General features: G+C 65.1%; 22 protein-coding genes, 1 pseudogene and 1 riboswitch. Of the genes and pseudogenes, 3 read left to right on the top strand and 20 right to left on the bottom strand.

The window, feature by feature from the left end; genetic code table 11:
- Positions 1-6: 6 nt before the first annotated feature.
- On the bottom strand, positions 7-630 hold the full coding sequence (locus AC3IT0_RS21075; RefSeq protein WP_489321588.1) for a LysE/ArgO family amino acid transporter: 624 nt from the start codon (positions 628-630) through the stop codon (positions 7-9).
- Positions 631-699: 69 nt separating this feature from the next.
- On the opposite strand from AC3IT0_RS21075, the gene AC3IT0_RS21070 reads away from it, so the two are divergent.
- Positions 700-1614, top strand: a complete 915-nt coding sequence (locus AC3IT0_RS21070; RefSeq protein ID WP_489321587.1) for a LysR family transcriptional regulator ArgP — start codon at positions 700-702, stop codon at positions 1612-1614.
- A gap of 206 nt (positions 1615-1820) precedes the next feature.
- Here AC3IT0_RS21070 and AC3IT0_RS21065 read toward each other — a convergent pair whose 3' ends face one another.
- From AC3IT0_RS21065 to AC3IT0_RS21055, 3 genes are read right to left on the bottom strand one after another with little or no spacing between them, the layout of a single operon-like run.
- On the bottom strand, positions 1821-3029 hold the full coding sequence (locus AC3IT0_RS21065; protein WP_489321586.1) for an O-succinylhomoserine sulfhydrylase: 1209 nt from the start codon (positions 3027-3029) through the stop codon (positions 1821-1823).
- Positions 3026-3439 carry a rhodanese-like domain-containing protein gene (locus AC3IT0_RS21060; RefSeq protein ID WP_489321585.1) on the bottom strand — a complete coding sequence of 138 codons (414 nt, stop codon included), beginning with the start codon at positions 3437-3439 and terminating at the stop codon, positions 3026-3028. The genes AC3IT0_RS21065 and AC3IT0_RS21060 overlap by 4 nt, the downstream gene beginning before the upstream one ends.
- Positions 3436-3693 carry a DUF1737 domain-containing protein gene (locus AC3IT0_RS21055; RefSeq protein WP_489321584.1) on the bottom strand — a complete coding sequence of 86 codons (258 nt, stop codon included), beginning with the start codon at positions 3691-3693 and terminating at the stop codon, positions 3436-3438. Before AC3IT0_RS21055 ends, AC3IT0_RS21060 begins: the two co-directional genes overlap by 4 nt.
- 13 nt (positions 3694-3706) lie before the next feature.
- Positions 3707-3822, bottom strand: a riboswitch (SAM riboswitch).
- A 125-nt stretch (positions 3823-3947) separates the two neighbouring features.
- On the opposite strand from AC3IT0_RS21055, the gene AC3IT0_RS21050 reads away from it, so the two are divergent.
- Positions 3948-4442 (top strand): hypothetical protein, encoded by a 495-nt coding sequence (locus AC3IT0_RS21050; protein ID WP_489321583.1) that lies wholly within the window; start codon positions 3948-3950, stop codon positions 4440-4442.
- 2 nt (positions 4443-4444) lie between these two features.
- On the opposite strand, the gene AC3IT0_RS21045 is transcribed toward AC3IT0_RS21050, so the two are convergent.
- The 16 genes and pseudogenes from AC3IT0_RS21045 to AC3IT0_RS20970 form a co-directional block, all read right to left on the bottom strand.
- Positions 4445-5386: a carbohydrate kinase family protein gene (locus tag AC3IT0_RS21045; RefSeq protein WP_489321582.1), complete on the bottom strand. Its 942-nt coding sequence runs from the start codon at positions 5384-5386 to the stop codon at positions 4445-4447.
- Positions 5387-5466: 80 nt separating this feature from the next.
- Complete coding sequence (locus AC3IT0_RS21040; protein ID WP_489321581.1) at positions 5467-6261, bottom strand: ATP-binding cassette domain-containing protein; 795 nt, start codon at positions 6259-6261, stop codon at positions 5467-5469.
- Positions 6258-6557 (bottom strand): annotated as a pseudogene (locus tag AC3IT0_RS21035) (ABC transporter permease); the annotation flags it as partial. The pseudogene AC3IT0_RS21035 and the gene AC3IT0_RS21040, both read right to left, overlap by 4 nt.
- Positions 6533-7009: a glycoside hydrolase family 32 protein gene (locus tag AC3IT0_RS21030; RefSeq protein WP_489321580.1), complete on the bottom strand. Its 477-nt coding sequence runs from the start codon at positions 7007-7009 to the stop codon at positions 6533-6535. The pseudogene AC3IT0_RS21035 and the gene AC3IT0_RS21030, both read right to left, overlap by 25 nt.
- A 129-nt stretch (positions 7010-7138) precedes the next feature.
- Positions 7139-8647: a glycoside hydrolase family 32 protein gene (locus AC3IT0_RS21025; RefSeq protein ID WP_489321579.1), complete on the bottom strand. Its 1509-nt coding sequence runs from the start codon at positions 8645-8647 to the stop codon at positions 7139-7141.
- A gap of 135 nt (positions 8648-8782) precedes the next feature.
- On the bottom strand, positions 8783-10390 hold the full coding sequence (locus AC3IT0_RS21020; protein WP_489321578.1) for an ABC transporter substrate-binding protein: 1608 nt from the start codon (positions 10388-10390) through the stop codon (positions 8783-8785).
- Positions 10391-10498: 108 nt separating this feature from the next.
- Positions 10499-11458: a carbohydrate ABC transporter permease gene (locus AC3IT0_RS21015; protein WP_489321577.1), complete on the bottom strand. Its 960-nt coding sequence runs from the start codon at positions 11456-11458 to the stop codon at positions 10499-10501.
- A 7-nt stretch (positions 11459-11465) separates the two neighbouring features.
- Positions 11466-12440, bottom strand: a complete 975-nt coding sequence (locus tag AC3IT0_RS21010) for an ABC transporter permease (protein ID WP_489321576.1) — start codon at positions 12438-12440, stop codon at positions 11466-11468.
- A complete protein-coding gene (locus tag AC3IT0_RS21005) occupies positions 12437-13480 on the bottom strand; it encodes a LacI family DNA-binding transcriptional regulator (protein ID WP_489321575.1) in 1044 nt (347 codons plus the stop codon). The genes AC3IT0_RS21010 and AC3IT0_RS21005 overlap by 4 nt, the downstream gene beginning before the upstream one ends.
- Positions 13481-13683: 203 nt before the next feature.
- On the bottom strand, positions 13684-14880 hold the full coding sequence (locus AC3IT0_RS21000) for an acetyl-CoA C-acetyltransferase (RefSeq protein ID WP_489321574.1): 1197 nt from the start codon (positions 14878-14880) through the stop codon (positions 13684-13686).
- 132 nt (positions 14881-15012) lie between these two features.
- Complete coding sequence (locus AC3IT0_RS20995) at positions 15013-15555, bottom strand: GNAT family N-acetyltransferase (protein WP_489323861.1); 543 nt, start codon at positions 15553-15555, stop codon at positions 15013-15015.
- A gap of 1 nt (position 15556) precedes the next feature.
- Positions 15557-16021, bottom strand: coding sequence for an NUDIX hydrolase (locus AC3IT0_RS20990; RefSeq protein ID WP_489321573.1), 465 nt, complete (start codon positions 16019-16021; stop codon positions 15557-15559).
- Positions 16022-16109: 88 nt separating this feature from the next.
- Positions 16110-16673: a cupin domain-containing protein gene (locus AC3IT0_RS20985; protein WP_489321572.1), complete on the bottom strand. Its 564-nt coding sequence runs from the start codon at positions 16671-16673 to the stop codon at positions 16110-16112.
- Positions 16666-17070, bottom strand: coding sequence for a PAS domain-containing protein (locus AC3IT0_RS20980; RefSeq protein ID WP_489321571.1), 405 nt, complete (start codon positions 17068-17070; stop codon positions 16666-16668). The genes AC3IT0_RS20985 and AC3IT0_RS20980 overlap by 8 nt, the downstream gene beginning before the upstream one ends.
- Positions 17067-18815, bottom strand: coding sequence for a GMC oxidoreductase (locus tag AC3IT0_RS20975; protein WP_489321570.1), 1749 nt, complete (start codon positions 18813-18815; stop codon positions 17067-17069). Before AC3IT0_RS20975 ends, AC3IT0_RS20980 begins: the two co-directional genes overlap by 4 nt.
- A 367-nt stretch (positions 18816-19182) precedes the next feature.
- Positions 19183-20124 (bottom strand): aminodeoxychorismate lyase, encoded by a 942-nt coding sequence (locus AC3IT0_RS20970; RefSeq protein ID WP_489321569.1) that lies wholly within the window; start codon positions 20122-20124, stop codon positions 19183-19185.
- Between the two features lie 129 nt (positions 20125-20253).
- Here AC3IT0_RS20970 and cls point away from each other — a divergent pair, with 129 nt between their 5' ends.
- Entirely contained in the window at positions 20254-21693 is a 1440-nt protein-coding gene (cls, locus tag AC3IT0_RS20965; RefSeq protein WP_489323860.1) for a cardiolipin synthase, read from the top strand.
- Positions 21694-21702 lie beyond the last annotated feature (9 nt).

Below are 21702 nucleotides of genomic sequence, written 5' to 3'. Positions count from 1 at the left end.
ACGACGTCACGCACCGACTGCCAGTCGCACGCCCAGCGTGAGCATGACCGCGGCGACGAGCCCGTCCAGGATGCGCCACGAGGCGGGCCGCGCAAAGAAGGGACGCAGGACCCGCGCTCCGAAACCCAGCGCACTGAACCAGGCGACGCTGGCGGCGATGGCGCCGCCCCCGAACCACCATCGAAAATCCTGCGCCTGCTGGTTGGCCACCGACCCGAGCAGCAGCACGGTGTCCAGGTAGACATGCGGATTGAGCCACGTCAGGGCCATTACCGTGCTGAGTGCGGCGCCGAGGCCGACGGCGGGCTGCCGCCCCGATGCCGTCAACGCCCCCGGACGCACCGCGCGGCGCGCCGCGATGACACCGTAGCCCACCAGGAAGGCGGCGCCGGCAAACCGGACCACGTCCACGATCACGGGACTCGCCTGGAGCAGCGCCCCCACTCCGGCGATGCCCGCGGCGATGAGCAGCGCATCGGAAAAGCTGCAGACCAGGACGACGGCGGCCACATGCTCACCGCGGATGCCCTGCCGGAGGACAAAGGCGTTCTGGCTGCCGATGGCCACGATGAGGGCCAGGCCCGTGCCGAAGCCCAGCGCGGTGGGGGCGATAAATGCAGTCAGATCCATATCCTCCAACGTACGGCCGGATGTAGGATTACTCCAGCTAATTATTCTTAGCTCTCTTAAGGAAGGCTAATGAAGATGTTTCAGTTTGAGCAGCTCCGGACCTTCGCGGCGGTCGTGGACGAAGGCACTCTGGAGGCGGCGGCGCGCAGCCTGTACGTCACGCCGTCGGCTATTTCCCAGCGGCTCAAGGCGATGGAGGACGCGGCCGGCCAGATCCTCCTGCAGCGCACCAACCCCGCCCGGCCCACCACGGCAGGGGAAGCCATCCTGCGGTTCGCCCGGCAGGTCCGGCAGCTCGAATGGGACGCCCAGCAGGAGCTTGGCGGAAGCCGGGACCGTCCGACGGCGCCCATCCCCTTGGTGGTGAACGCGGACTCGCTCTCCACCTGGTTCATGCCCGCACTGGCAAGTCTTCCGCCGGACCTCGGCGCGTGCTTTGAACTCCGCCGGGAGGATGAGCAGCATTCCACCCAGCTCCTGCGGACGGGATCGGTGATGGCTGCGGTAACCGCAACGCCGGAGCCGGTCCAGGGCTGCAGTGTGGAACCGCTGGGTTCCCTGCGGTACCGCGCGGTGGCAAGCCCCGCGTACTTGCTGCGCTGGTGGCCGGACGGGCCGGAACTTGTGGCAGGGAGCCGGGCCCCGGTGGTGGATTTTGACCGCAAGGATGACCTGCAGGACGGGTTTTTCCGCACGATGACCGGCGCGGAACTGGCCGCGCCGCGGCACTATGTGCCGTCGTCGGCCGAATTCGCCCAGGCCATCCGGCTGGGACTGGGATGGGGGCTGCTGCCGGAGCAACAGTGCCTGGCGGACCTCCGCAGCGGCGCCCTCGTGGAGCTGGCCCCCGCCAATCCCGTTGACGTGTCGTTGTACTGGCAGCGCTGGAAGATCGACTCTCCGGTGCTCAACCAGCTGACTGGCGTGGTCCGTGGAACGGCCGCCAGGGAGCTGCGCCAGCCAGACGGCCAGCCAGACGCCTGAGTCGGCGCAGAGCAAAGCGGGGCGCGGGCACGTACCGGGGCACGGACAAGCGGAACCGGCTGAAGTCCACGGGAAGGTCGCCTCCCGGCGCGAAGGGACAGGTGGGGCCCCAAAAGACGTAGGAAACAGGGCCACAAGTGTCCGTTCGCGCCTGAGTGAGGGCCACAAGTGTCCGTTCGCGCCAATCAGAACCAGGCCACGCAGGGTCAGATGTGCTTGAGGGCCTGCTCCAGGTCGCCGATGAGGTCGTCCACGTTCTCCAGACCCACGGACAGCCGCACCACGCCGTCGCTGAGGCCGATGGCGGCGCGGCCCTCGGGACCCATGGCGCGGTGCGTGGTGGTGGCCGGATGCGTGATGAGGGACTTCGCATCGCCCAGGTTGTTGGAGATGTCGATGATCCGCAAGGCGTCCAGCAGCGCAAAGGCGGCTTCCTTGCCCGAGCGGCCACCCGTCGTCGCAAGTTCCAACGTGAGGACGGTGCCGCCGGCCTTCATCTGCTTGGCGGCGAGCTCGTACTGAGGGTGGGACTTGAGCAGCGGGTACTTGACCCAGCCGACCGCCGGCTGCTGTTCGAGCCATGTGGCCAGCCGCAGCGCGGACGCGGAGGAGTGGTTCACGCGCAGCGCCATGGTTTCCAGGCCCTTGGTGAGCACCCAGGCGTTGAACGCGGAGAGGGCCGGGCCGGTGTGCCGCATGAGCTGCTTGACGGGGCCGTCGATGAACTCCTTGGTGCCCAGGATGGCGCCGCCCAGGACACGTCCCTGGCCGTCGATGTGCTTGGTGCCGGAGTACACAATCACGTCCGCGCCCAGCTGGCCGCAGCGCTGCAGCAGGGGAGTGGCAAAGACATTGTCGACGACGACGGTGGCCCCGGCGGCGTGCGCCAGCTCGCTGACCGCGGCGATGTCCACGATTTCCTGCATCGGGTTGGACGGCGATTCGAAGAACACGGCCGTGGTGGGCTCCGACAGGGCAGCGCGCCATTGCTCGAGGTCCGGGCCGTCAACGAACACGGTTTCCACACCCCAGCGCGGCAGGATCTCGTTGAGGATCACAAAGCAGGAACCGAACAGTGAACGCGCTGCGACCACCCGGTCCCCGGCCGCCAACAGGGCACCTAGGGCGGTGAACACCGCTGACATACCCGACGCCGTCGCAAAGCACGCCTCGGTGCCTTCGAGCAGGCGGAGGCGTTCCTGGAAGGTGGCCACGGACGGGTTGCCGTAGCGGGAGTAGACGAAGCGTTCGTCCTCGCCGGTGAAGGCGCGCTCGGCGGCGGCAGCGGACTCGTAGACGAAGCCCGAGTTCAGAAAGACCGGCTCGGTGGTCTCCTGGAAGTTGGTGCGGTCCAGGCCGCCGCGGACCGCCTGCGTCTCCGCGCTCCAGCCGGCGGCGTCTTCGTTGAAGCTCACTTGGCTATTCCCAGGTTGGTGGGCAGGCCGCGGTTCTTCCAGCCGTTGACGGTGCGCTCGCCGTAGCGGTCCGGCTCGCCTTCGAAACCCTCCAGGACGTTGTAGGAGGTGAAGCCGGCCTGCGTCGCGGCGATGGCGGCGGCGATGGAGCGCTGGCCCGAGCGGCAGAGGAAAACCAGCTCCGTGCCGTCGTCCTCCGGCGCCTGCTGCGCCAGGTCGGTGAGGAAAGCCGGGTTCGGAATGCCGCCGGGGAACGTCCACGAAATGAACAGGGGATCGTTGTCGGTGGCCTTGGTGTCGGGGATGCCGATGTGGGCCCATTCGCCTTCGGTGCGGACATCCACCAGGATGGCGCCCTGTTCGAGTTTGGCCCAGGCCTGCTGCGGGGTGAGGTCTCCGGCGTAGCTCACGCGTGGCCCTCGCCGGAGAATTCAATGTCCCCTACTGCGGTGGCAACTGCGGCGTCCGCGCTGGCAATGGCAATCGGGAGGACCAAGGCCTGGGCCACAATCACGGCGGAGCCGTTAAACGTTGCTGCCGGGCTGCCGTGCAGCACATAGCCTTCGGTGAGGGCAGCGGAAATCCGTTCACAGAACGTCCGGTCATCCGGCCCGGTAATGAGCCGGTAGGACAGTTTCTCTTCACGGGCAGGTGCGTCAGACACGACGGATCTCCTTCTTTCACGCTTGCAGCTCGAATGGGTCGATATGCCGAGTATTCACCTGAGGCACCCCGCCGCGAAAGGGAGGGTTGCCGACCGGCCAGTCAGGGCTTGGCGCCGGTTCTCATTACTCCCCAAAAACGTAGCACCCGGCCCGCCCGGCTGCGGTGCCGCCGTCGTCATCTTCCGTAACCAACGCGCGCTTCCGTGACCCCGCCGTGCTTCCGTAACCCCCGCGCTGACGGGACAATCGGGTCATGGGGAAGGTTCGGGGGCGTTCACTGACGGGCGCCTGGGCGCGCGTTTTGGCCGTGGCGCTGTGCGCCGTGCCGGTGCTGGTGGGGGCGACAAGCTGCCGGAACATTTTCGCGCCGCCGCCCTGCATGCCGCCGGAGTTTTCCGTCTCGCCGGCCGCCGCCAAACCCGGCGACCGGGTCACCGTCAGTGCCCCGGACACCACCTGCGATGCCCGCTACGGGGCGGACGCGCAGATCCAGGTGGAATTCCTCGATCCGTACGGCACCAAGGTGCTGGAAGAGCTCGCTCCAATGTCCGACGACGGCGCGTTCTCTTTTGTGTTCACCGTCCCGGCGGGCATGGCTCCCGGGGAAGCCGGGGTCACCGCCTACCCCTACAACCTGGACTGGTGCGACGACACCGGGGTGAACAACCGGGCGGCACAGGGGCCGCAGACCCTGGTCCGGGTGGCCTGCGCGGAGCGCCTGGTGCCGCTCACGGTGCTTGCCCCGTGACGCTATGGCCGGCTGACGGGGGTGAGCATGTGGTGGAGTTCCGCCAGAGTGGGCGGGTTGGCGCCCGTCCGGCGGACCGTAATTGCCGCGGCGTGTGAAGCCGTACGCCCGAGGGATTCCATCACCGCCGGGGCCAGGCCGTCCGTCCCGCGGGCCAGCAGACCGTAAATGAGTGCCGCCATGTAGGAGTCCCCGGCTCCGATGGTGTCCGCAACCACCGAGGTGTTCGCGGGGACGTGAACTTTCGCCGCCGGAGATGCCAGCAGTGACCCCGCGGAGCCGCAGGTGACCACGGCCAGTCCCGCGCCGAGGCTCAGGATCCGGGCTGCGGCGGCCTCGGGATCCAGTGCCGGGTAGAGCCAGCGGGCGTCTTCATCACTGAGCTTGACCACGTCTGTGAGTGGAACGAGTCCCTCAAAAATCGACCGGGCTTCGGCCTGGCTGCCCAGGAGCGCCGGCCGGATGTTGGGATCGTACGTGACCAGGCACGCACGGTGGGATTGCTCCAGGAGTGCCTTAACGGCGGCCGCGCCTGGAGCCAGGAAAGTGGCAATCGAACCTGTGTGCAGCACCTTGGGGAGAAAAGGCAGAGCGATGGGCGGGAGGTCCCAGCGGATGTCGAAGCGGTACTCTGCGGAACCGTCGGCAGCCAGGGTGGCGGTGGCGGAGGACGTGCGGGCCTGGGACGTGGAACCGGGAAGGAGCGCGACGCCGGCGCTGGACAGGTGAGCTTCGATCGCGGCGCCGCGGTGGTCGTCGCCAATGGAGGTCAGGAGCGCTGTGCTGATGCCGAGCCGGCCAAGGCCGTAGGCCACGTTCATCGGCGATCCGCCCGGGTACTCGACGTTTCCGTCCGGGGCGGGGACGACGTCGGTTAGCGCTTCGCCGATGACAATGACGTCAGGGATGGCCGGGGAAGCAGCACTGGAGTGGGTCTTGAGCATGGAGGGACCTTTCATGGCTCCGTCCGCGGGCCTTGTCACGGGCCCGCGGACGGAGTATTTGCAGGGACACAGTCCGCCGATCAGGCCGTGGCTGCACCTGTCATGATGGCGACGGCGTCAGTCATGGTGTGGGATTGCGGTGTGATGGTGGCCGCGCATTTGCCGAGGCGCTGGATGTGGATCCGATCCGCCACGTCAAACACGTGGGGCATGTTGTGGCTGATCAGGATGACCGGCAGTCCACGGTCCCGGAGATCCCGCACCAGTTGCAGGACCTGATTGGATTCACGCACGCCGAGTGCCGCCGTCGGCTCATCCAGGACCACAACCTTTGAACCGAATGCCGCCGCGCGGGCCACGGCGACGGCCTGGCGCTGGCCGCCGGACAGGTTCTCCACTGGCACTGTCACGTCCTGGAGGGTGGAGATGCCCAGCCGGGTCAGCTCCTGCTTTGCCTTTGTGCGCATGCCTTTGGTGTCGAGGACCCGGAAGATCTTTCCCAGCGAACCGGGCACGCGTTCTTCCCGGCCCAGGAACAAGTTTGAAGCCACATCGAGCGCCGGTGAAACAGCGAGGTTCTGGTACACCGTCTCGATGCCGTGGGCGCGGGCGTCCTGCGGGCGTTTGAAGTGGACCGGCTGTCCAGAGACAAAGAGCTCGCCGGAGTCCGGGACCTCTGCTCCGGTGAGGCACTTGATCAGCGTTGATTTGCCGGCGCCGTTGTCACCGATGATCGCGAGGACTTCGCCGGGGTATAGGTCCAGGCTGACGCCGTCCAGACCCACCACCCTGCCGAAAGTCTTGACGAGGTTCCGGGCCTGCAGGATGAGCTGGCGGACCTCGGTGTTGGCCGGCTCCAAGTGGGTGGCGGTCATGACTTAACCTTTCGGATCCACTGGTCGATGGACACAGCGAGGATGATGAGGACGCCCACTGCAAGGGTCTACAGCACGTCGAGGCCTGCCAGGGATAGCCCGTTGCGGAACACGCCCACGATCAAGGCGCCCAAAAGGGTTCCCCACACGGAGCCGCGCCCGCCGAAGAGGCTGGTTCCGCCAATCACGACGGCGGTGATCGAGTCAAGATTCAGATCCACCCCGGCGTTCGGGCTGGCTGCGTTTGTCCGGCCGATCTGGATCCACGCGCCTACGGCCAGGACGGCCGGGCTTGCAGGCCACTGTATGGCGTGCCCGCTTTAAAGGCGCTCGTGTAGATCGCGATCAAGGGCGGGTTATCGATGCTCCCGAAAGCTGATGTGTTGTTGGTGTCCACGACGACGCTGCCGGAGAAGATATCTTCCTGCGCGTCGGTGGAGATCGCGAGCGGCTGTTCTTCCCAGTGGACAAGGTCCTTGGATGTTGCGTGCCCCCAAGACAGGTTTCCCCACGTGCTGCCGTACGGGTTGTGCTGGTAGTACAGGTGATAGACGCCCTTGTGGAAGACCATTCCGTTGGGGTCATTCATCCAGTTCTTTTCCGGCGTGAAATGGATGGCTGGCCGGTACTGCTCGTCGCCGGGGCTGGTAGCGGCCGAGGCCGGGAGGGAACCTGCCATGGCCGCGGCGAGCGTGAGTCCGGCCAAGGTCAGCACAGAAACGGTCCTGCGGGTAATCGTTTTCTTCATCTTCTGATGACGCCCTTCGGTGCGCGTACCCCATGGGCCACGTTGTTTTTAGGCAGCACAACGTTGCCCACAGGACAGTGGGTGAGGGGTGGGTTGTCTTTCGGTGTGGTTCTGCTGCCTTCCGCTGCTTCAGCCGTAGACGGTTGCGGTGAGGTCTTTCAGAGTGGCGGTGCCCCCGGTGGCGTAGACGGCGATGTCCGTGCTGGTTTCTGCCGGGAAGATCAAATCGGTCATGGTGACCTGGCCGCCTTGGGCAAAGACTTCAACGGAGCAGCGGTCCACGAAGATCGCGAGCCCGTAGGATCCGTCCGTTGCCCGGATGGGGGCGGTGTCGATGGACGGGAAGGATTCGTGGAAGTCGGCCTGCCCGGATTCGCGCCGGTCGATGATCAGGGAGCCTTCAGCGGGCCTGATGCCGACGCGTGTTCCCTCGGTGCCGTTGCCGCGGAGAATGAGGCCGAATTCCTCCGCACTTCCCGGTGTGAAGGTGACGTCGATGCGCTGGACTGCGCCGCCCGCCCCGGCCAATACCTGGCTGCCTGGAGCAATGGCGGTTTCCGTGAGGCTGAGGGTCGTGGACGCGCCGGCCAGCGCTGCCCAATCACCCGCAGCGTGCTGGGCAAGGCGGAGGTTCCCGTCTACCGTACCGAGTGATATTTCGCGGACCAGGGTCATGGGGCTGCGCCAGGGCGATGTTGGGATCTGGTTTGCGTATTGCCAGTTGTTCATCCACCCGATCATGAGGCGGCGGTTGTCCGGGACGTCACTGAAAGAGACCGCGGCGTAGTAGTCCCGGCCCCAGTCCAGCCACTGGTACTCGCCCAACCGGTCAGGGTCCTGGAGGCCTTCGGTGACGGTGGTGGCGGACGTGAACGTGGCGCCGTCGAAGTCGCCGACGAAGTATTGGCCGGCCGAGCCGTTGTTGGGTCCGCCGGGGTTGAGGTTCACAACCAGGACCCATTTGAGGTTTTCAGGGTCGCCGTCCACAGGCAGGGGGAACAGGTCCGGGCACTCCCAGACGCCGCCCGTGGCGTTGGCCGGGCCGAAGGTGCTGAGGAACTCCCAGTTCTTCAGGTCATCGGACTTGTACAGGACCACCTGGAAGTCCTTTGCTTCGACGGCGAGCATAATCCAGTAACTGCCACCGTCGCCGTCGTACCTGATGACCTTCGGATCACGGAACTCGGCCGATCCCCGGTTGAGGACGGGATTATCCGTGTGTTTAGTCCAGGTGTAGCCGCCGTCCAGGCTGTAGGCCAGGGACTGAGCCTGCAGGCCAACATGCGCCGAGCCTTCTTTGAAATAGCTGGTGTACACGGCCACAAGCGGCGCCACGGAGCCGCTGCCGAAGCCGCTGGTGTTGTCCCGGTCAAAGACGATGCTGCCGGAAAAGATGTCTTCGTTTTCGTCGCACGAGATGGCCACCGGGTGCTCGGTCCAGGTGAGCAGGTCGGTGGAGGTGGCGTGACCCCAGGACAGGTTTCCCCACACGTTGCCCAGCGGATTGTTCTGGTAGTAGAGGTGATAGACGCCATCGTGGTAAATCAGGCCGTTGGGGTCATTGAGCCAGGTATTGCGGGCAGCGTAGTGCAGGGCCGGCCGGAAGGTGTCGGCTGTCGTGGTGGTCGCGGCAGTCATGTAGGTGGCTTCTCATTTCTTGGCAGGAGTGGCATCAATGGGTCGATCCGGCAGCAACCGGCTCTGCATGGTGGCCGGCGCAGGGTGGCTGGTGCATGGTGGCCGGCGCAAGGGCGCCGGCCACCATCTCCGCAGCTAGGAGTTCTTCTTGTAGCGGTCGTAGGCCTGCTGGTAGACCTCGATCATTTTGTCGACGCCGACGTTCTTGAGTTGGGAGACGTAGCCGTCCCATTCCTGCTCGATGCCGCCGGAGACGATCCACTTGGCCATGTTCTGCTTCACGAGGGAGGTGATGTCCGTCTGGATGGTGCTGATCTGCTGCAGTTCTTCGTTGGAGAGGGCCACCGGGGGATAGCCGTCGTTGCCGGCGAAGGGCTTGTAGAGTTCGTTGACGGTCTTCTGGCGTTCCGCTGCGCGGGGCTCGGGAGCGACGACGGTCTTGAAGTTCTCAGCGGTGTTTGCCTTCGGGCCGCCCGGGGCGACCTTCTGGCGGCGTTCGCCTTCGCTGGTTCCGGCCGCTGCAGGGATCTGCACTAGTAGGCCGTTGGCGTCCTTCTGCAGGGTCTCGCCGATCGGTCCCCAGTTGGCCTGGGCTGACTGGATGGGATCGTAAAGGTTGTCCGCCCAGCGCATGGTCGCGGCCGGGTACTTGTTGGCCCGGGTGATGGCGAACGCTCCGCGGGCGATCTCCTGGTTGTTGGACTGGCTGGCGATGCGCTTGCCGTCCACGCCTTCCAGGACGGGGGCGATGGCGTAGTTGTTGGCGCGGTCCGCTCCGACCATTTCGGGGATTTCCCACCAGACGAAGGAGCCGAGGTTTTCCGTGGCGGCCTTGCCCTTGGCCAGGTACGCCTTGTCATCCTGGGAGAAGGACTCGGGGTCGATCAGGCCTTCCTTGTACCACTCGTGGAGGGTGGCAAGGGCTTTTTTGTAGCCGTCCTGGGTGGCGGTGAAGATGACTCTGTCGTCCTGGACGATGCGGTGGTCCATGTTGTCCGGAACTCCGCCAAGGGCCGCGATCAGGTCAACGATGTCGCCGGTCCAGCCGCCGGGCCGGAAGCTCAACGGGATGGTTTTGCCGGTGCCCGATGCGTCCTGTGTCTTGAATGCGAGCAGGGCGTCGTGGAACTCATCAACGGTCTTCGGCATGGGGATGTTGAGCTTCTTCAACCAGGAAGTGTTGATGATCAGTTCGTTCGGGAACTGGACCAAGCCAAGCTCTTCGACCGAGGGCAGCGAGTAGATGTGCCCGTCCGAGGAGGTGATGGCTGCCTTGATGTCCGGCCGTTCGGAGAGCAACTTCGAGAGATTGGGGGCGTTCTTCTCGATCAGGCCTTCGAGCGGGATAAGGGTGCCGCTGGCGGAGTAGGTGGCGATTTCGCCGTCGGTCAGGCCGGTATTGAAGAACGCATCCGGCAGGTCACCGCTGGCCAGGATCAGGTTCTTTTTCTCCTGGAAGACCGGGTCGGGAAGATTTTCCCAGTTGATATGGATGTTGGTGGCCTTTTCCCATTCCTTAACAACCGTCATCGTGTTGTAGTCAGGGGCGAGGGCCGCCTTGGAGCCCGAGAACGTCAGGTCGAGCTGCTGGCTGACAATTGGAAAGCCTGTTTCCTGGAAACCGAAATCGGCGGAGGCGTCCTTGATCTCCGTGGTGCCTGAACCGCCGCCGGAGCAGGCGGTGAACGTCAACGCTCCGGCCAGGAGGGCGCCGAGCGCTGCATAATTGCGGCTAAATGCCATGGTCATTCCTATCTAAGGTGGAGTTTCCGGGGGAGGATTTTGAGCGGGGAATGTTGCTGATGATTCCCGACGGCGTCTGCCCGGTGGGGTGGGCAGCGTGGGGGACTGCTACTTGACGGCGCCAATCATGGCGCCCTTGGTGAAGTGCTTCTGCATGAATGGCAGGGCAATCATGAGGGGCAGGCTCGAGACGACGATCATGGCGTACTTGGTGAGCTCTGCGATCCTTTGCGCGGCGGCATAGGATTCGATGTCTCCGCCGGTGGTGCCGGTGGAGGAGACATCGGACTGGATGAGGATGTTCCGCAGGACGAGCTGCAGGGGGTATTTGGAGTCGTCGTTGAGGAAGATCAGTGCGTCGAAGAACGAGTTCCAGTGCGCCACCACGTGGACCATGATCATGAGCATGATCAGCGGTTTGGACAGTGGGAGCACCATCTTGAAGAAGAACTTGAAGTCGGTTGCCCCGTCCATCTGGGCGGCTTCGCGCAGTTCGTTCGGGATGGTGTGCTCGAAGAAGGACCTGGCGATGATCAGGTTCCAGACACCCACCGCGCCGGGCAGGACCACTGCCCAGACGGTGTCCAGCATGCCCAGGTCACGGACCACCAGGTACTTGGTGATGAGACCGCCGTCGAAGAACATGGTGATGACGAACAGGAGCATCAGGATTTTGCGGCCAGGCATGTCCTTGCGGGACAAGGCGTACGCCCCGCACAGGATGGTGGTGACGCTGATGGCGGTGCCCAGCACCGTATAGAGGAGGGTGTTCCCCAGGCCATTCCAGATGCGGCTGTCTGCGAAGATCCGTTCGTAGCCTTCGGTGGTGACGCCCGACGGGAACAGCCAGACTTTTCCTTCGTAGACAGCGTTCGGGTCGCTGATGGACGCGATGACGATGAAGTACAGCGGATACACCACGGCCAGAATGGAGAGCAGCAGGACAGCGCTGGCGGCGATGTTGAAGGCACGATCACCATATTTGTCGCGCAGCGACGGCTTGGGCCGGACCTGGCTGAGTGGCCGGACCGTGTTCTCGGTAGCGCGGGGGTTGGTTGTCAGAGACATTTCGGCATCACCACAGGGTCGCTTGGTTGGCCCGGCGCGCAATCGTGTTGAAGACGAGGAGCAGCGCAAGGTTGAGGAGGGAGTTGAACAGGCCGATGGCGGCCGAGTAGCTGAACTGCGCCTGCTGCAGGCCCGCGTGGTAAACGTAGGTCTGGATGATCTCCGAGGTCGAGATATTCAGGGGCGTCTGCATCAGCAGTGCCTTCTCGAAGCCGACGTTGAGCAGGTTGCCGATGGCCAGGATGAACAGGATGGTCACCACCGGCATGATGCCCGGGAGGTCAATGTGCCGGATGCGCTGGAGCTTGGAAGCACCGTCGACCTTTGCCGCATCGTGGAGCGCCGGATCGATGGCCGCCAGTGCCGCGAGGTACACGATCATCGAGAAGCCGGCATTCTGCCACACATCCGAGATCACGTAAATGGGACGGAACCACTCCGCCGATCCCATAAAGAAAATCGGCTCACCGCCGCCCAGCTGGATGGCATTGTTCACCAGCCCGGACCGCGGGGAGAGCACCACGAACATGATTCCCACCACCACCACCGTGGAGATAAATGCCGGCGAGTAAAGCACCGTCTGGGTGAACTTCTTGAACTTCTCGCTCTGGAGCTGGTTGACCAGCAGCGCGAGGATGATCGGGATGGGAAAGGCCACCAGCAGGCCCAGGACGGCGATCCACAGGGTGTTGCCGACCACCTGGCCGAACTGATAGGAGTTCACAAACCTGATGAAGTGCGTCAGGCCCACCCAAGGGCTGTCCGTGAAGCCGTCCGCCGGGTTGTAGTTTTTGAACGCGATCTGCACGCCGTACATCGGCCAGTACTTGAAGACGAGAATGTAAATGATCGCCGGGGTTAGTAATACGTATAACTGCCAGGCCCGGGAAATTCTCTTCAGGCGCAGCGAAAGAGAATTTTTTCGCTGCGGCGTCGGTGCCGCAGCAGGACGCCCACGTCGGGCCGGGATGGTGCGGCTCATGGCATCTCCTTGGGATGGGTCACTGAGTTCCGTTCGATCAGGGGGCAGTCCATGAGCTCGACCCGGCCATCGGGTTCCGCACCTTGGAGGATGAGCTCCACCGCGCGCCGGCCCATGGCGCCGAACGGCAGCTCGAGGGTGGTCAGCCCGGGCCGCAGGTGCGGCGCCAGGATGGCCTGATTGTCGAACCCCACAATGGAGACATCCGCGGGGATCGAGAGGCGCAGATCCGATACCGCTTGGTAGGCGCCCCAGGCACCGCGGTCGTTCGCGCAGAAAATTGCGGTGGGTGGCTTGCTGCCGGTGAGCAGTTCCATCGCGTACTTGTAGCCGTCTTCCTCGCCGCCTCCGCCAAAGCGAATCATGCTGGGATCAGGCTCCAGGCCCGCATCGTGCATCGCTTTCTGGTACCCCTCATAACGCCCGACGGCGGCAGGAAGTCCGCTCTCCAGCGTCTCGATGTTGATGAGAGCTATTCGGGAATGCCCCGCATCGAGAAGGCGCCGGGTGGCTGTGTAGCCACCGCGCACCTCATCCGGGGCGACACTGGGGATCCGGCCGGCCCGGTCTTGGGAGTTGAGCACCACTGATGGAACGGCTGCCAGCGCCTCCGGAACATCGAGGCGGCGGTGGTACATGGCGCCGTAAACCACGCCGGCCACCTTGTAGGAGAGCATGGCGTCCAGCGAGGCGGCTTCAAGGGCTTTATCTCCGCTGGTATTCATCGTCAGCAGGAGAAGGCCCTCTTCCCAGGCGCGTTCCTGGGCTCCTTCGATGATGGCGCCGGCAAACGGCGAGGTGGCAACTGAGTCCCCGACGAATCCGATCATGCCGGCCACACCGTCTCGAAGCGTTTTGGCGTGGGCGTTGGTGCGGTAGCCCAGCTTGTCTACGGCCTCCCGAACGCGTTTCCGGGTGTCCTCGGAGAAACGCGAGCCGGAGGCCGAGTTCAGCACCAGGGATACGGTGGCCTGCGAGACGCCGGCCGCAGCAGCGACATCATGCATCGTGGGTCCGGACTTAGGCCGCAATCCAGCCATGAGCACCTCCTTGGGCTTCTAGTGATGTGGGTTATTCGTATAACTCTTGGAAAAGAGTAGCCTGCGTCACACCCAGCGTCAACAGAATTTTTTTAGCCACTCTGGCCAGCGCGCCCTTTACGCGGCAACGCGGGGTCACTTAATGCCGCTCCGGCGGCTCCGAAGGGGCGTTAAGTGACCCCGCGTTGCTTTGGAAGCGGGGGTCAGGCTCTGAGGATCAGGGCGTCGCCTTGGCCACCGCCGCCGCACAACGCAACCACACCTGTCCCGCCGCCGCGACGGTTCAGCGCGAGTGCCTGATGCAGCACGAGGCGGGCCCCGGAAGCGCCCACCGGATGGCCCAAGGCGATCGCGCCGCCGTCGGCGTTGATCCTGTCAGCGTCGATCCCCAGGTCTTTGGCGGACTGCAGTACCACCGAGGCGAAGGCTTCGTTGATCTCAATGAGGTCAACGTCGCCAATGGTCAGCCCTTCCAGTTTCAGGGCCCGCTCAATGGCGCGGGACGGCTGGGAGTGCAGGGATCCGTCCGGGCCGGCGGTCTGGCCGTGGCTGCCGATCTCCGCGATCCAGCTGAGGCCGGCCGCTTCCGCTGCTGCCTTGCTGGCGACCACCACGGCGGCAGCGCCGTCCGACAGCGGGGAGGCAGAACCGGCGGTGATGGTGGCCGCCGGGTCCTTGGAGAAGGCGGGCTTCAGTGCCGCGAGCGTCTCAATGGTGGTGCCGGCGCGGATGCCTTCGTCGGCATCAATCACGACGGCGGGTCCCCGGCGCTGCGGGACCTCCACCGGGGCGATCTCCTCGGCCAGGATGCCGGCCGCCCTAGCGGCCTCCGCCCGCTGGTGCGAAAGGGCGGCGACGGCGTCCTGGTCTTGGCGGCTGATGCCCAGGCGGGCGTTCCCGGCGTCGGTGGCGGAGCCCATCAGTTCGCCGGAAACGGGGTCCTGCAGGCCGTCAAAGTTCACCGAATCCAGTAGCGGCGCATCGCCGATCGCCACGCCACTTCGGAGCCGGGGGAGCAGGTGCGGGGCGTTGGTCATGGATTCCTGGCCCGCCGCCACAATGAAATCAGCTTCTCCCGCGCGGATCATCCGGGCGGCATCGATCACGGCGGTCAGGCCGGACAGGCAGAGTTTGTTGATGGTCACGGTGGGCACGTCCCAGCCGATGCCGGCCGCGAGGCTGGCTTGCCGGGCGGGTCCCTGGCCAGCGCCCGCCTGGATAACCTGGCCAACGATGACGGCCTGGATCTGTTCCGGCGCCACCCCGGACCGTTCCAGTGCGTTCCGGATGGCGTGGGCACCCAGCTCGCTGGAGGTGAGCCCGGAGAGGCTGCCCCGGAACTTGCCGAAAGGCGTGCGGGCGCCGCCCAGGATGACGGGGATGTGAGCGTCGTTGCTCATGGTGTGCCTTTCGAGCGTGGGTTCAGGAGTACCTAAGGCCAGCTTAGGCGAAGGCTGAGGGGCTGCAACGTGCATCCTTGAGGTGCTTCAGTTGCCATGGCTTCAAGTACGATGGCTTCGGCTGCCTTGGTTTCACGAGTGGAGGATTATTTGGTGGAGCAGGTGGTCTTCCCACCGGCCCGCGATCTTCAGGTACTGCGGCGCCACGCCGATTTCCCGAAACCCGGCGCGTTTGAGGATCTTGCGTGAGGGCACATTGTGGAGCAGCGTTGCCGCCTGGACCCGGTGGAGGCCCAGTCCTGTCCGGGCGTGTTCCGTGGCGAAGCGGACAGCAGCGGAACCGATGCCCCTCCGGTTGAGCGTGGAATCAACCCAGTACCCGAGGTTGGCGTTGAGGAACGGCCCACGGACGATGCCGGTGAGGGTGACGGCGCCGACGATGTGAGCGGGATTGTCGTGGTCCACCAAGACCCACGGAACTTCCTGGCCCACGGAATTCTGCGCGAGCTTGGCCCGGATGATTTCCAGTTGATGCCTGGGAGTGAAGAAGGCGTCGTCCCGCTCCGGTTCCCACGCCGCGAGGTGGTGGCGGTTGCGGAGGTAGGCCTCGCTCAGGCCGGCCGCGTCGCTCCGCCGCAGCAGCCGGATCCCGATGCCCGGGACGAGCGGTGCCATGCTATTCAAGCCGCCCCCTGAGGGCGTCCAGGATGGGAAGCTGGCCCTTGACCAGCTTGCTGCGGGCCTCATCTTCCGTGACCCACCGGGCATCGTCCACCTCGGGAAAGTCGTGGATAATGCCGGATCCCTTGGGCCACTCCAGCGGAAAGGTGTTGCTGAGAATCCGTTCGGGCTGGAAGTCAGACTCCGCTGCGAACACCGTGATGATCTTCCCCGACGGTTGCCTGAAAGCGCCCAGCTCAAAGTAGTCAGCAGTTGGCGGCGGCGTGCCGATCTCTTCGGCAAACTCACGCCGGGCGGCCGCCAGCGGATCTTCGTCGGGAAGGTACTCGCCCTTGGGAACCGACCAGGACTGGGTTTGTTTGCGGGCCCAGAACGGTCCGCCCATGTGCGCTATCCACACTTCCAGCCCGCTGGCCCCGGCACGCCGGTAGAGCAGTATCCCTGCACTGCGAACGGTCACGTGGCCTCCCGGTGTAGGCACTCATGATACCGACAGAGCGGGACCCGGCAGGACAGGCGCCGGATCGGCGCCCGTCCTGCCGGGTCCCTTACTGCGCCGCCAGCCGCCGGATCAGCTCCGCCTGCCCAGGGAACTCACTCACGAGCGCCCCTACTTCCTCCGCCGTCGGTTTCGCCGAATCCGTTGACTCATAGCCCGGCGACAGGCTGCAGCTGACCAGCACAAACCCGGGCCCCGCCAGTTCCGCGCCGAACCAGGTGGAGTGCGGCGCTGCCCCGTGCAGGATCTGGCCGGCCTCCGGATCCGGGCCGAATACTGTCTCCGAGTACCCGTCCTCCTGCGAGAAGACGTGCAGCCGGATGGGCGTGCCCAGATGGAAGAACCACAGCTCGTCCTGCTTCAGCGTGTGCAGCTGCAGCACTTCGCCGACTTCCAGCAGGTACCAGTTGGAGCTGTAGAGAGGATGGTCACCGCCGCCGAAACGCGGAGGCAGTGCCGGGCCGGCAATGTTCTCATTGCTCACCATGGCCGATGCGAACCAGCCGCCAACCCCCGACGGCGTCATGTCCAGCCGCTTGATCCAGTCCTTTGCGTATAGGCCACCTAAGTCCGAGTCACCCAAGTCCGTTCCGCCTGCGCCGATGTCACTCACTGGGCGGATCCGCCAGCGAGAAGCACACCGTGATCCCGATGATCGCACCGGTGTCCAGGGACCTCAGGAGACCCTTCTGCGTCACGATGTCCACGTTCACCATGCCGCCGTCCTTGAGGGGCACTTCGATGGTTTCGTGGAAGTTCAGCAGCGGCTTTCCGCTGGCCATGACCTCCTTGTCGTGCGCCACGTGTTCCGCGCGCGAGTCCTGGTGGCCGATCAGCTCGGCCTTGCTCATGCCCACCAGATCGGCGAAGTTCTGGTTGACCCACAGGAACACCGAGTTCGCGTCCTTGACCACCCAGTAGACGCCGTCCTGCTTGTCCAGCACATCGGCCACGGTCATCGGTGGCACCGTCGGCAGGACGGCCGGATCCAGCGCCTGGGCGGCGGTCACGGCGCAACTCCCGCGCCGCCGTCGGCCTCCAGCTTTTCGGCAAGATCCTGCGCCAGGGCCACCATGGTCATGGTCGGGTTCCAGGAGCCGCCGGTGGGCCAAAGCGAGCCGCCGGAGACAAAGACGTTCTCGACGCCGCGGAGCCGGTAGTCGATCCCGACGGCGGCGTCCTCCTCCTCGCCGATCGGCAGGCTCGAGCTTTCGTGCACCAGGCCCGGGACGCGGCGTTCGGGGATCCCCGGACGGTCGGCGGCCCAGCTTCCGGTGTTCGGGTCGCCGTGCCAGTACTCCACGTGGTTCGCCCCGTCCGGGGAAAGCACACGCTCCAGCATCTGGAAGGTGCCTTCGTCCATGGTGTCCCAGGTGGCGTCGTCGGTGGCGTTGGCCAGCACCTGCAGGGTCACATTGGTGGTGGTGTCCGCGCCGCCGGAGAGGCGCAGGTGGTTCTCCGGATTCGATTCGTCCAGCTCGCCGAGCACCGCACAGACAAACACCAGGTGATCCTCCGAGGACAGCAGCTGTGCCATGGACGCCGTGGCGACCACGTCAGGGGCGTAGCGCTCGGACTTCTGGGCGTTTGCGGCCGGTTTCCGGTCCGAGAGAACGGAGAGCTGCACGTGGTACTGCATGCCGGCCGGGCTCTTGCCTGCCATGTAGATGGCTGCCAGTTCCAGCTCGCCGAGGGCTTCGCTGAAGTCGTAGTCCTTGCGCGGGACCCGGGCCACCACCGAGGTGATGAAGTGGGCGCTGAAGTGTTCGCCGGCCCCCGGGACCCGGGGGAAGGAGTTGAGCACCAGCGTGGCCGGGGGAAGCGTGCCCATGGCCAGGACCAGGTTGGCGTCGCCGATGTTCACCACGCCGCGGCTCGTATCCAGGGCAGTGGCCCGGCCGTCCTGCTGGATCACGGACTTCACGGTGCAGTCCGTGACAACGCGCAGCGGCGAGCCCTTGCCCTGCGAGGCAAGGAACTGCTGCCTGTCCGAAAGCTCGAGCAGCACCGCCGGCGTCGAGAACTTCGCGAAGTCGATGCCCGAGGTGGTGCCGGACGCTGCCGCCAGAGGTGCCGCCATGGAGCGGGTGGCGGAGTCGATCTTGTGCAGGCCGGCGGCGAGCCGTTCCTGCAGGGCCTTCTGCATGGTCCCGTAGACCGGTCGGGTGTTATTGATGAGATCGACGACGTCGGCGGACACTCCGGCGTCGATCTGGTCGGCCGGGATGACGTTGAGCAGGTCCTCCGCCGTGGTGAAGTGGGCCTTGGCGGCGTCCATGACGGCGCGGGGCCAGCCCCGCATCTCGTCTTCCTCCGGGCGGGGGCACCAGGCACTCCACATGATGGAGCGGCCGCCGTAGAACGGGACCATGCCGTGCTGCCAGGAGATCTTGCCGGCGGGCTGGGTGGCGGTGGCGGCGGCCAGGGTCCAGGGGAACGTCTCGGAGAGTCCGCCCAGCGTCTCCCGGTAGGGCAGCGGCAGGTTCTGGAAATGCTGGGGCAGGAAGAACGGGCCCCGCTCGATGATCAGGATCCGCGCATGTGGGTTGACCGTCAGCGCCCGCTCGGCGAAGGCGTAGCCGCAGAATCCACTGCCGATGATGATGTGGTCGAATTGCTCTTCCTCACGGACGTTTTTCCATTCCCCTTCGCTTAGGAAAAACACATGGTCCATGACCTTCTGCGGCGAGGGGTCCTGGGGTCCGGGCGTGGGAAACCCGTGGTTGAAATTCTGGGACGAAGAAACTGCACTCACAATGATGCCCTCCATCAGCCTGGCTGCTTTCACGGCACAGTGAAAACAGGGTGCCCCGCCGGGCAGAGAGGGAGTTCACCCGCCCCAGCAGGGATCACTGGCATTAGTGAACCACTGATGGAATGCGTTCACAATAGAATCCTGCGATGAAAGATGCGGTAATCCAATTCAAGCCAGTAATTGCTGGTTCAGTATCGATTTGTATCCGATAATCGCTTGTCACATAAAGTCGATAAGGCATGACAAGGCGGCAAGATATCCGGACTCAGTCTGCTCCGCTCCTATCGGCCCACCAAGATGTTGTCGTGGATCTTGATCCAGCCGTCCGCTTCCATGCTGCGGGCGTGGGTCTGTGGTCCCGGAACGCCTACTGAATCCCGGCGAACAATGCGTTGAGTTCGGCCGTCAGCTGCTTCTGGACGGCAGGGGTCCCGATCTCTTTGCCGTCAATGTGGTTCACCGGCGCGAGCAGCCTGATGCTGGAAATCAGCCACACGGCGTCGGCGTCCAGCAGGTCCTGCGGTTCCAGCGGCCCGTACCCGAGCTCCCAGCCGGCTGCCTTGGCCGCCGCGAACAGGGCCCCCTGGGAGGTCCCGGGGAGGATCCCGCTGTCCAGCTGCGGGGTGATGAGCCGGCGCACCGTGCGGGTGGCGCCGGCGCCGTCGTCGGAGGTTTCCAGATGCGCCAGCAGCACAGTGGATGTGGGGCCCTCCAGGACCCGGCCATCGGAGGACGTGAAGATGACGTCGTCGGCGCCCTGTTTGTGGGCGTACCGCAGGGCGGCCATGTTCGTGGCATAGGACAGGGTCTTGGCGCCGAGCAGCAGCCAGGGGGCACGTTCGGCCGCGTCGCTGTCGTAGCCGCGGTCCAGGAGGATGACGTCGATCCCTGTTTCGCGCTGGCGGCGTCCCAGGGCGCCTACGGGGGAGACCTGAACCCAGCACGTGGGGGACTTTGCGCCTTCCGGGCCGCGGGTGACCACGAGTTTGACCACCAGTTCGTCCTCGGCGGGCGACGGCGCGGGGTGCTGCGTGCGGTGCTCGTCGACGCCGGCGGCGATCGCCGCCCGCCACGGCTCCTGCGCCGGGATCACCAGGTCCAGGGCGTCCGCTGACCCGCCGAGCCGGTCAAGGTGCGCCTGCAGCTTCCGGACGGCGCCGCCCACCGCAAGCATCGATTCGAACACGCCGTCGCCGCGGGTGGCGCCCTGGTCCGTGGCCATCAGCTGGGGCTGCGAAGCGTCGGCCAGCCGGCCGTCCGGGAACGCGGGATCAAGGAAAACGAGCACCACGGGCGCAGGAGAAGTCATGGCTCCAGCTTAGTAGGGCCGGTCGCCGCTAAGCTGTGGACATTGCCCCCGCCGGAACCGGTCCGCGGGTGCACGCAACCCGGGGGTATGCCAGTGCTGTGGCCAGTTTCGCTTGTCGGTACCGCGCCGATGTGGGTGGTGGTGGTGCTCAGCATTGCGGACCTGGTGATCCGGGTTTTGGCCATCGGCATCATCCCCGGCAACAGGCGCCCCACCACGGCTATGGCCTGGCTTCTGGGCATTTTCTTTGTGCCGTTCCTGGGCCTGATCCTTTTCCTGCTGTTCGGAAACTTCAAGCTCTCCAGCCGACGCCGCCAGCAGCAGGAGATCATCAATACCCGGGTGCGGTCCGGCATCTCTTCGCTCGCCGACGTCGTCAGCGAATACAAGGGGCCCGAATGGGTGACGTCCGCCGGTGAATTGAACCGGCGGCTGGGCTCCCTCCCCATGGTGGACGGCAATTCCGTGGACCTCATTCCGGGCTATCCGGACTCGATCCTGGCCATGACCGAGGCCGTGCGTAAAGCCAGGACGTTCGTCAACGCCGAGTTCTACATCATGAGCTCGGACCACGTCACCGATGACCTGCTGACCGCGCTGGAGGAGGCCGCCGAGCGGGGCGTTGAAGTGCGCGTCCTGTTTGACCACATCGGCACGCTCAGGGTCAAAGGTTACCGCGACCTGCTCAAACGGCTGCGGGCGGGAAAGATCCAGTGGAGGCGCATGCTCCCGGTGCTGCCCATCCACGGCCAGTGGCGCCGCCCGGACCTGCGGAACCACCGCAAGATCATGGTGGTCGACGGCGAACTTGCCTTCACGGGCTCGCAGAACCTGATCGAGCCCTCCTACAACAACCCCAAACACCGCAAGGCCGGCCGCGAATGGGTGGAGCTGATGGCCTGCCTGCGCGGACCGATCGTCCCCACGCTCAACGTGGTGTTCGCCACGGACTGGCTGAGTGAAACCGACGAGTCCCTGGAACACCAGCTGCAGCTCCCGGCCAATCCCGAGCCGGGCAACGTCACGGCCCAGGTGGTGCCCAGTGGTCCCGGGTTCATCACCGAAAACAACCTGCGCCTCTTCAACACCCTGATCTACTCCGCCCAGCACCGGATCTCCATCTGCAGCCCGTATTTCGTGCCCGATGACTCCCTGCTCTACGCCATCACCACAGCGGCCCAGCGGGGCGTGGACGTGGAGCTATTCGTTTCCGAGAAGGGCGATCAGTTCCTGGTCCACCACGCCCAGCGCTCCTATTACGAGGCGCTGCTGGAAGCCGGCGTCCGGATCTACCTCTACAAAGCGCCCTTTGTGCTCCACGCCAAGCACTTCACCATCGACGACGAAGTGGCCGTCCTGGGCTCCAGCAACATGGACATGCGCTCCTTCTCGCTGAACATGGAGGTCTCGGTCATGCTGCTCGGCGCGGAAACCGTGAACAACATGCGCGCGGTCGAAGACACGTACCGCGACATTTCCAACGAACTCGTGCTTGAGGACTGGCTGCAGCGCCCCCTCGCGGCCCGGTACGTCGACAACGTGGCCCGGCTGACGGCTACCGTCCAGTAACTCCGGGCG

The organism is Pseudarthrobacter sp. KH_020_B (assembly GCF_057840185.1).
This window is presented reverse-complemented; position numbering and strand designations above follow the sequence as displayed.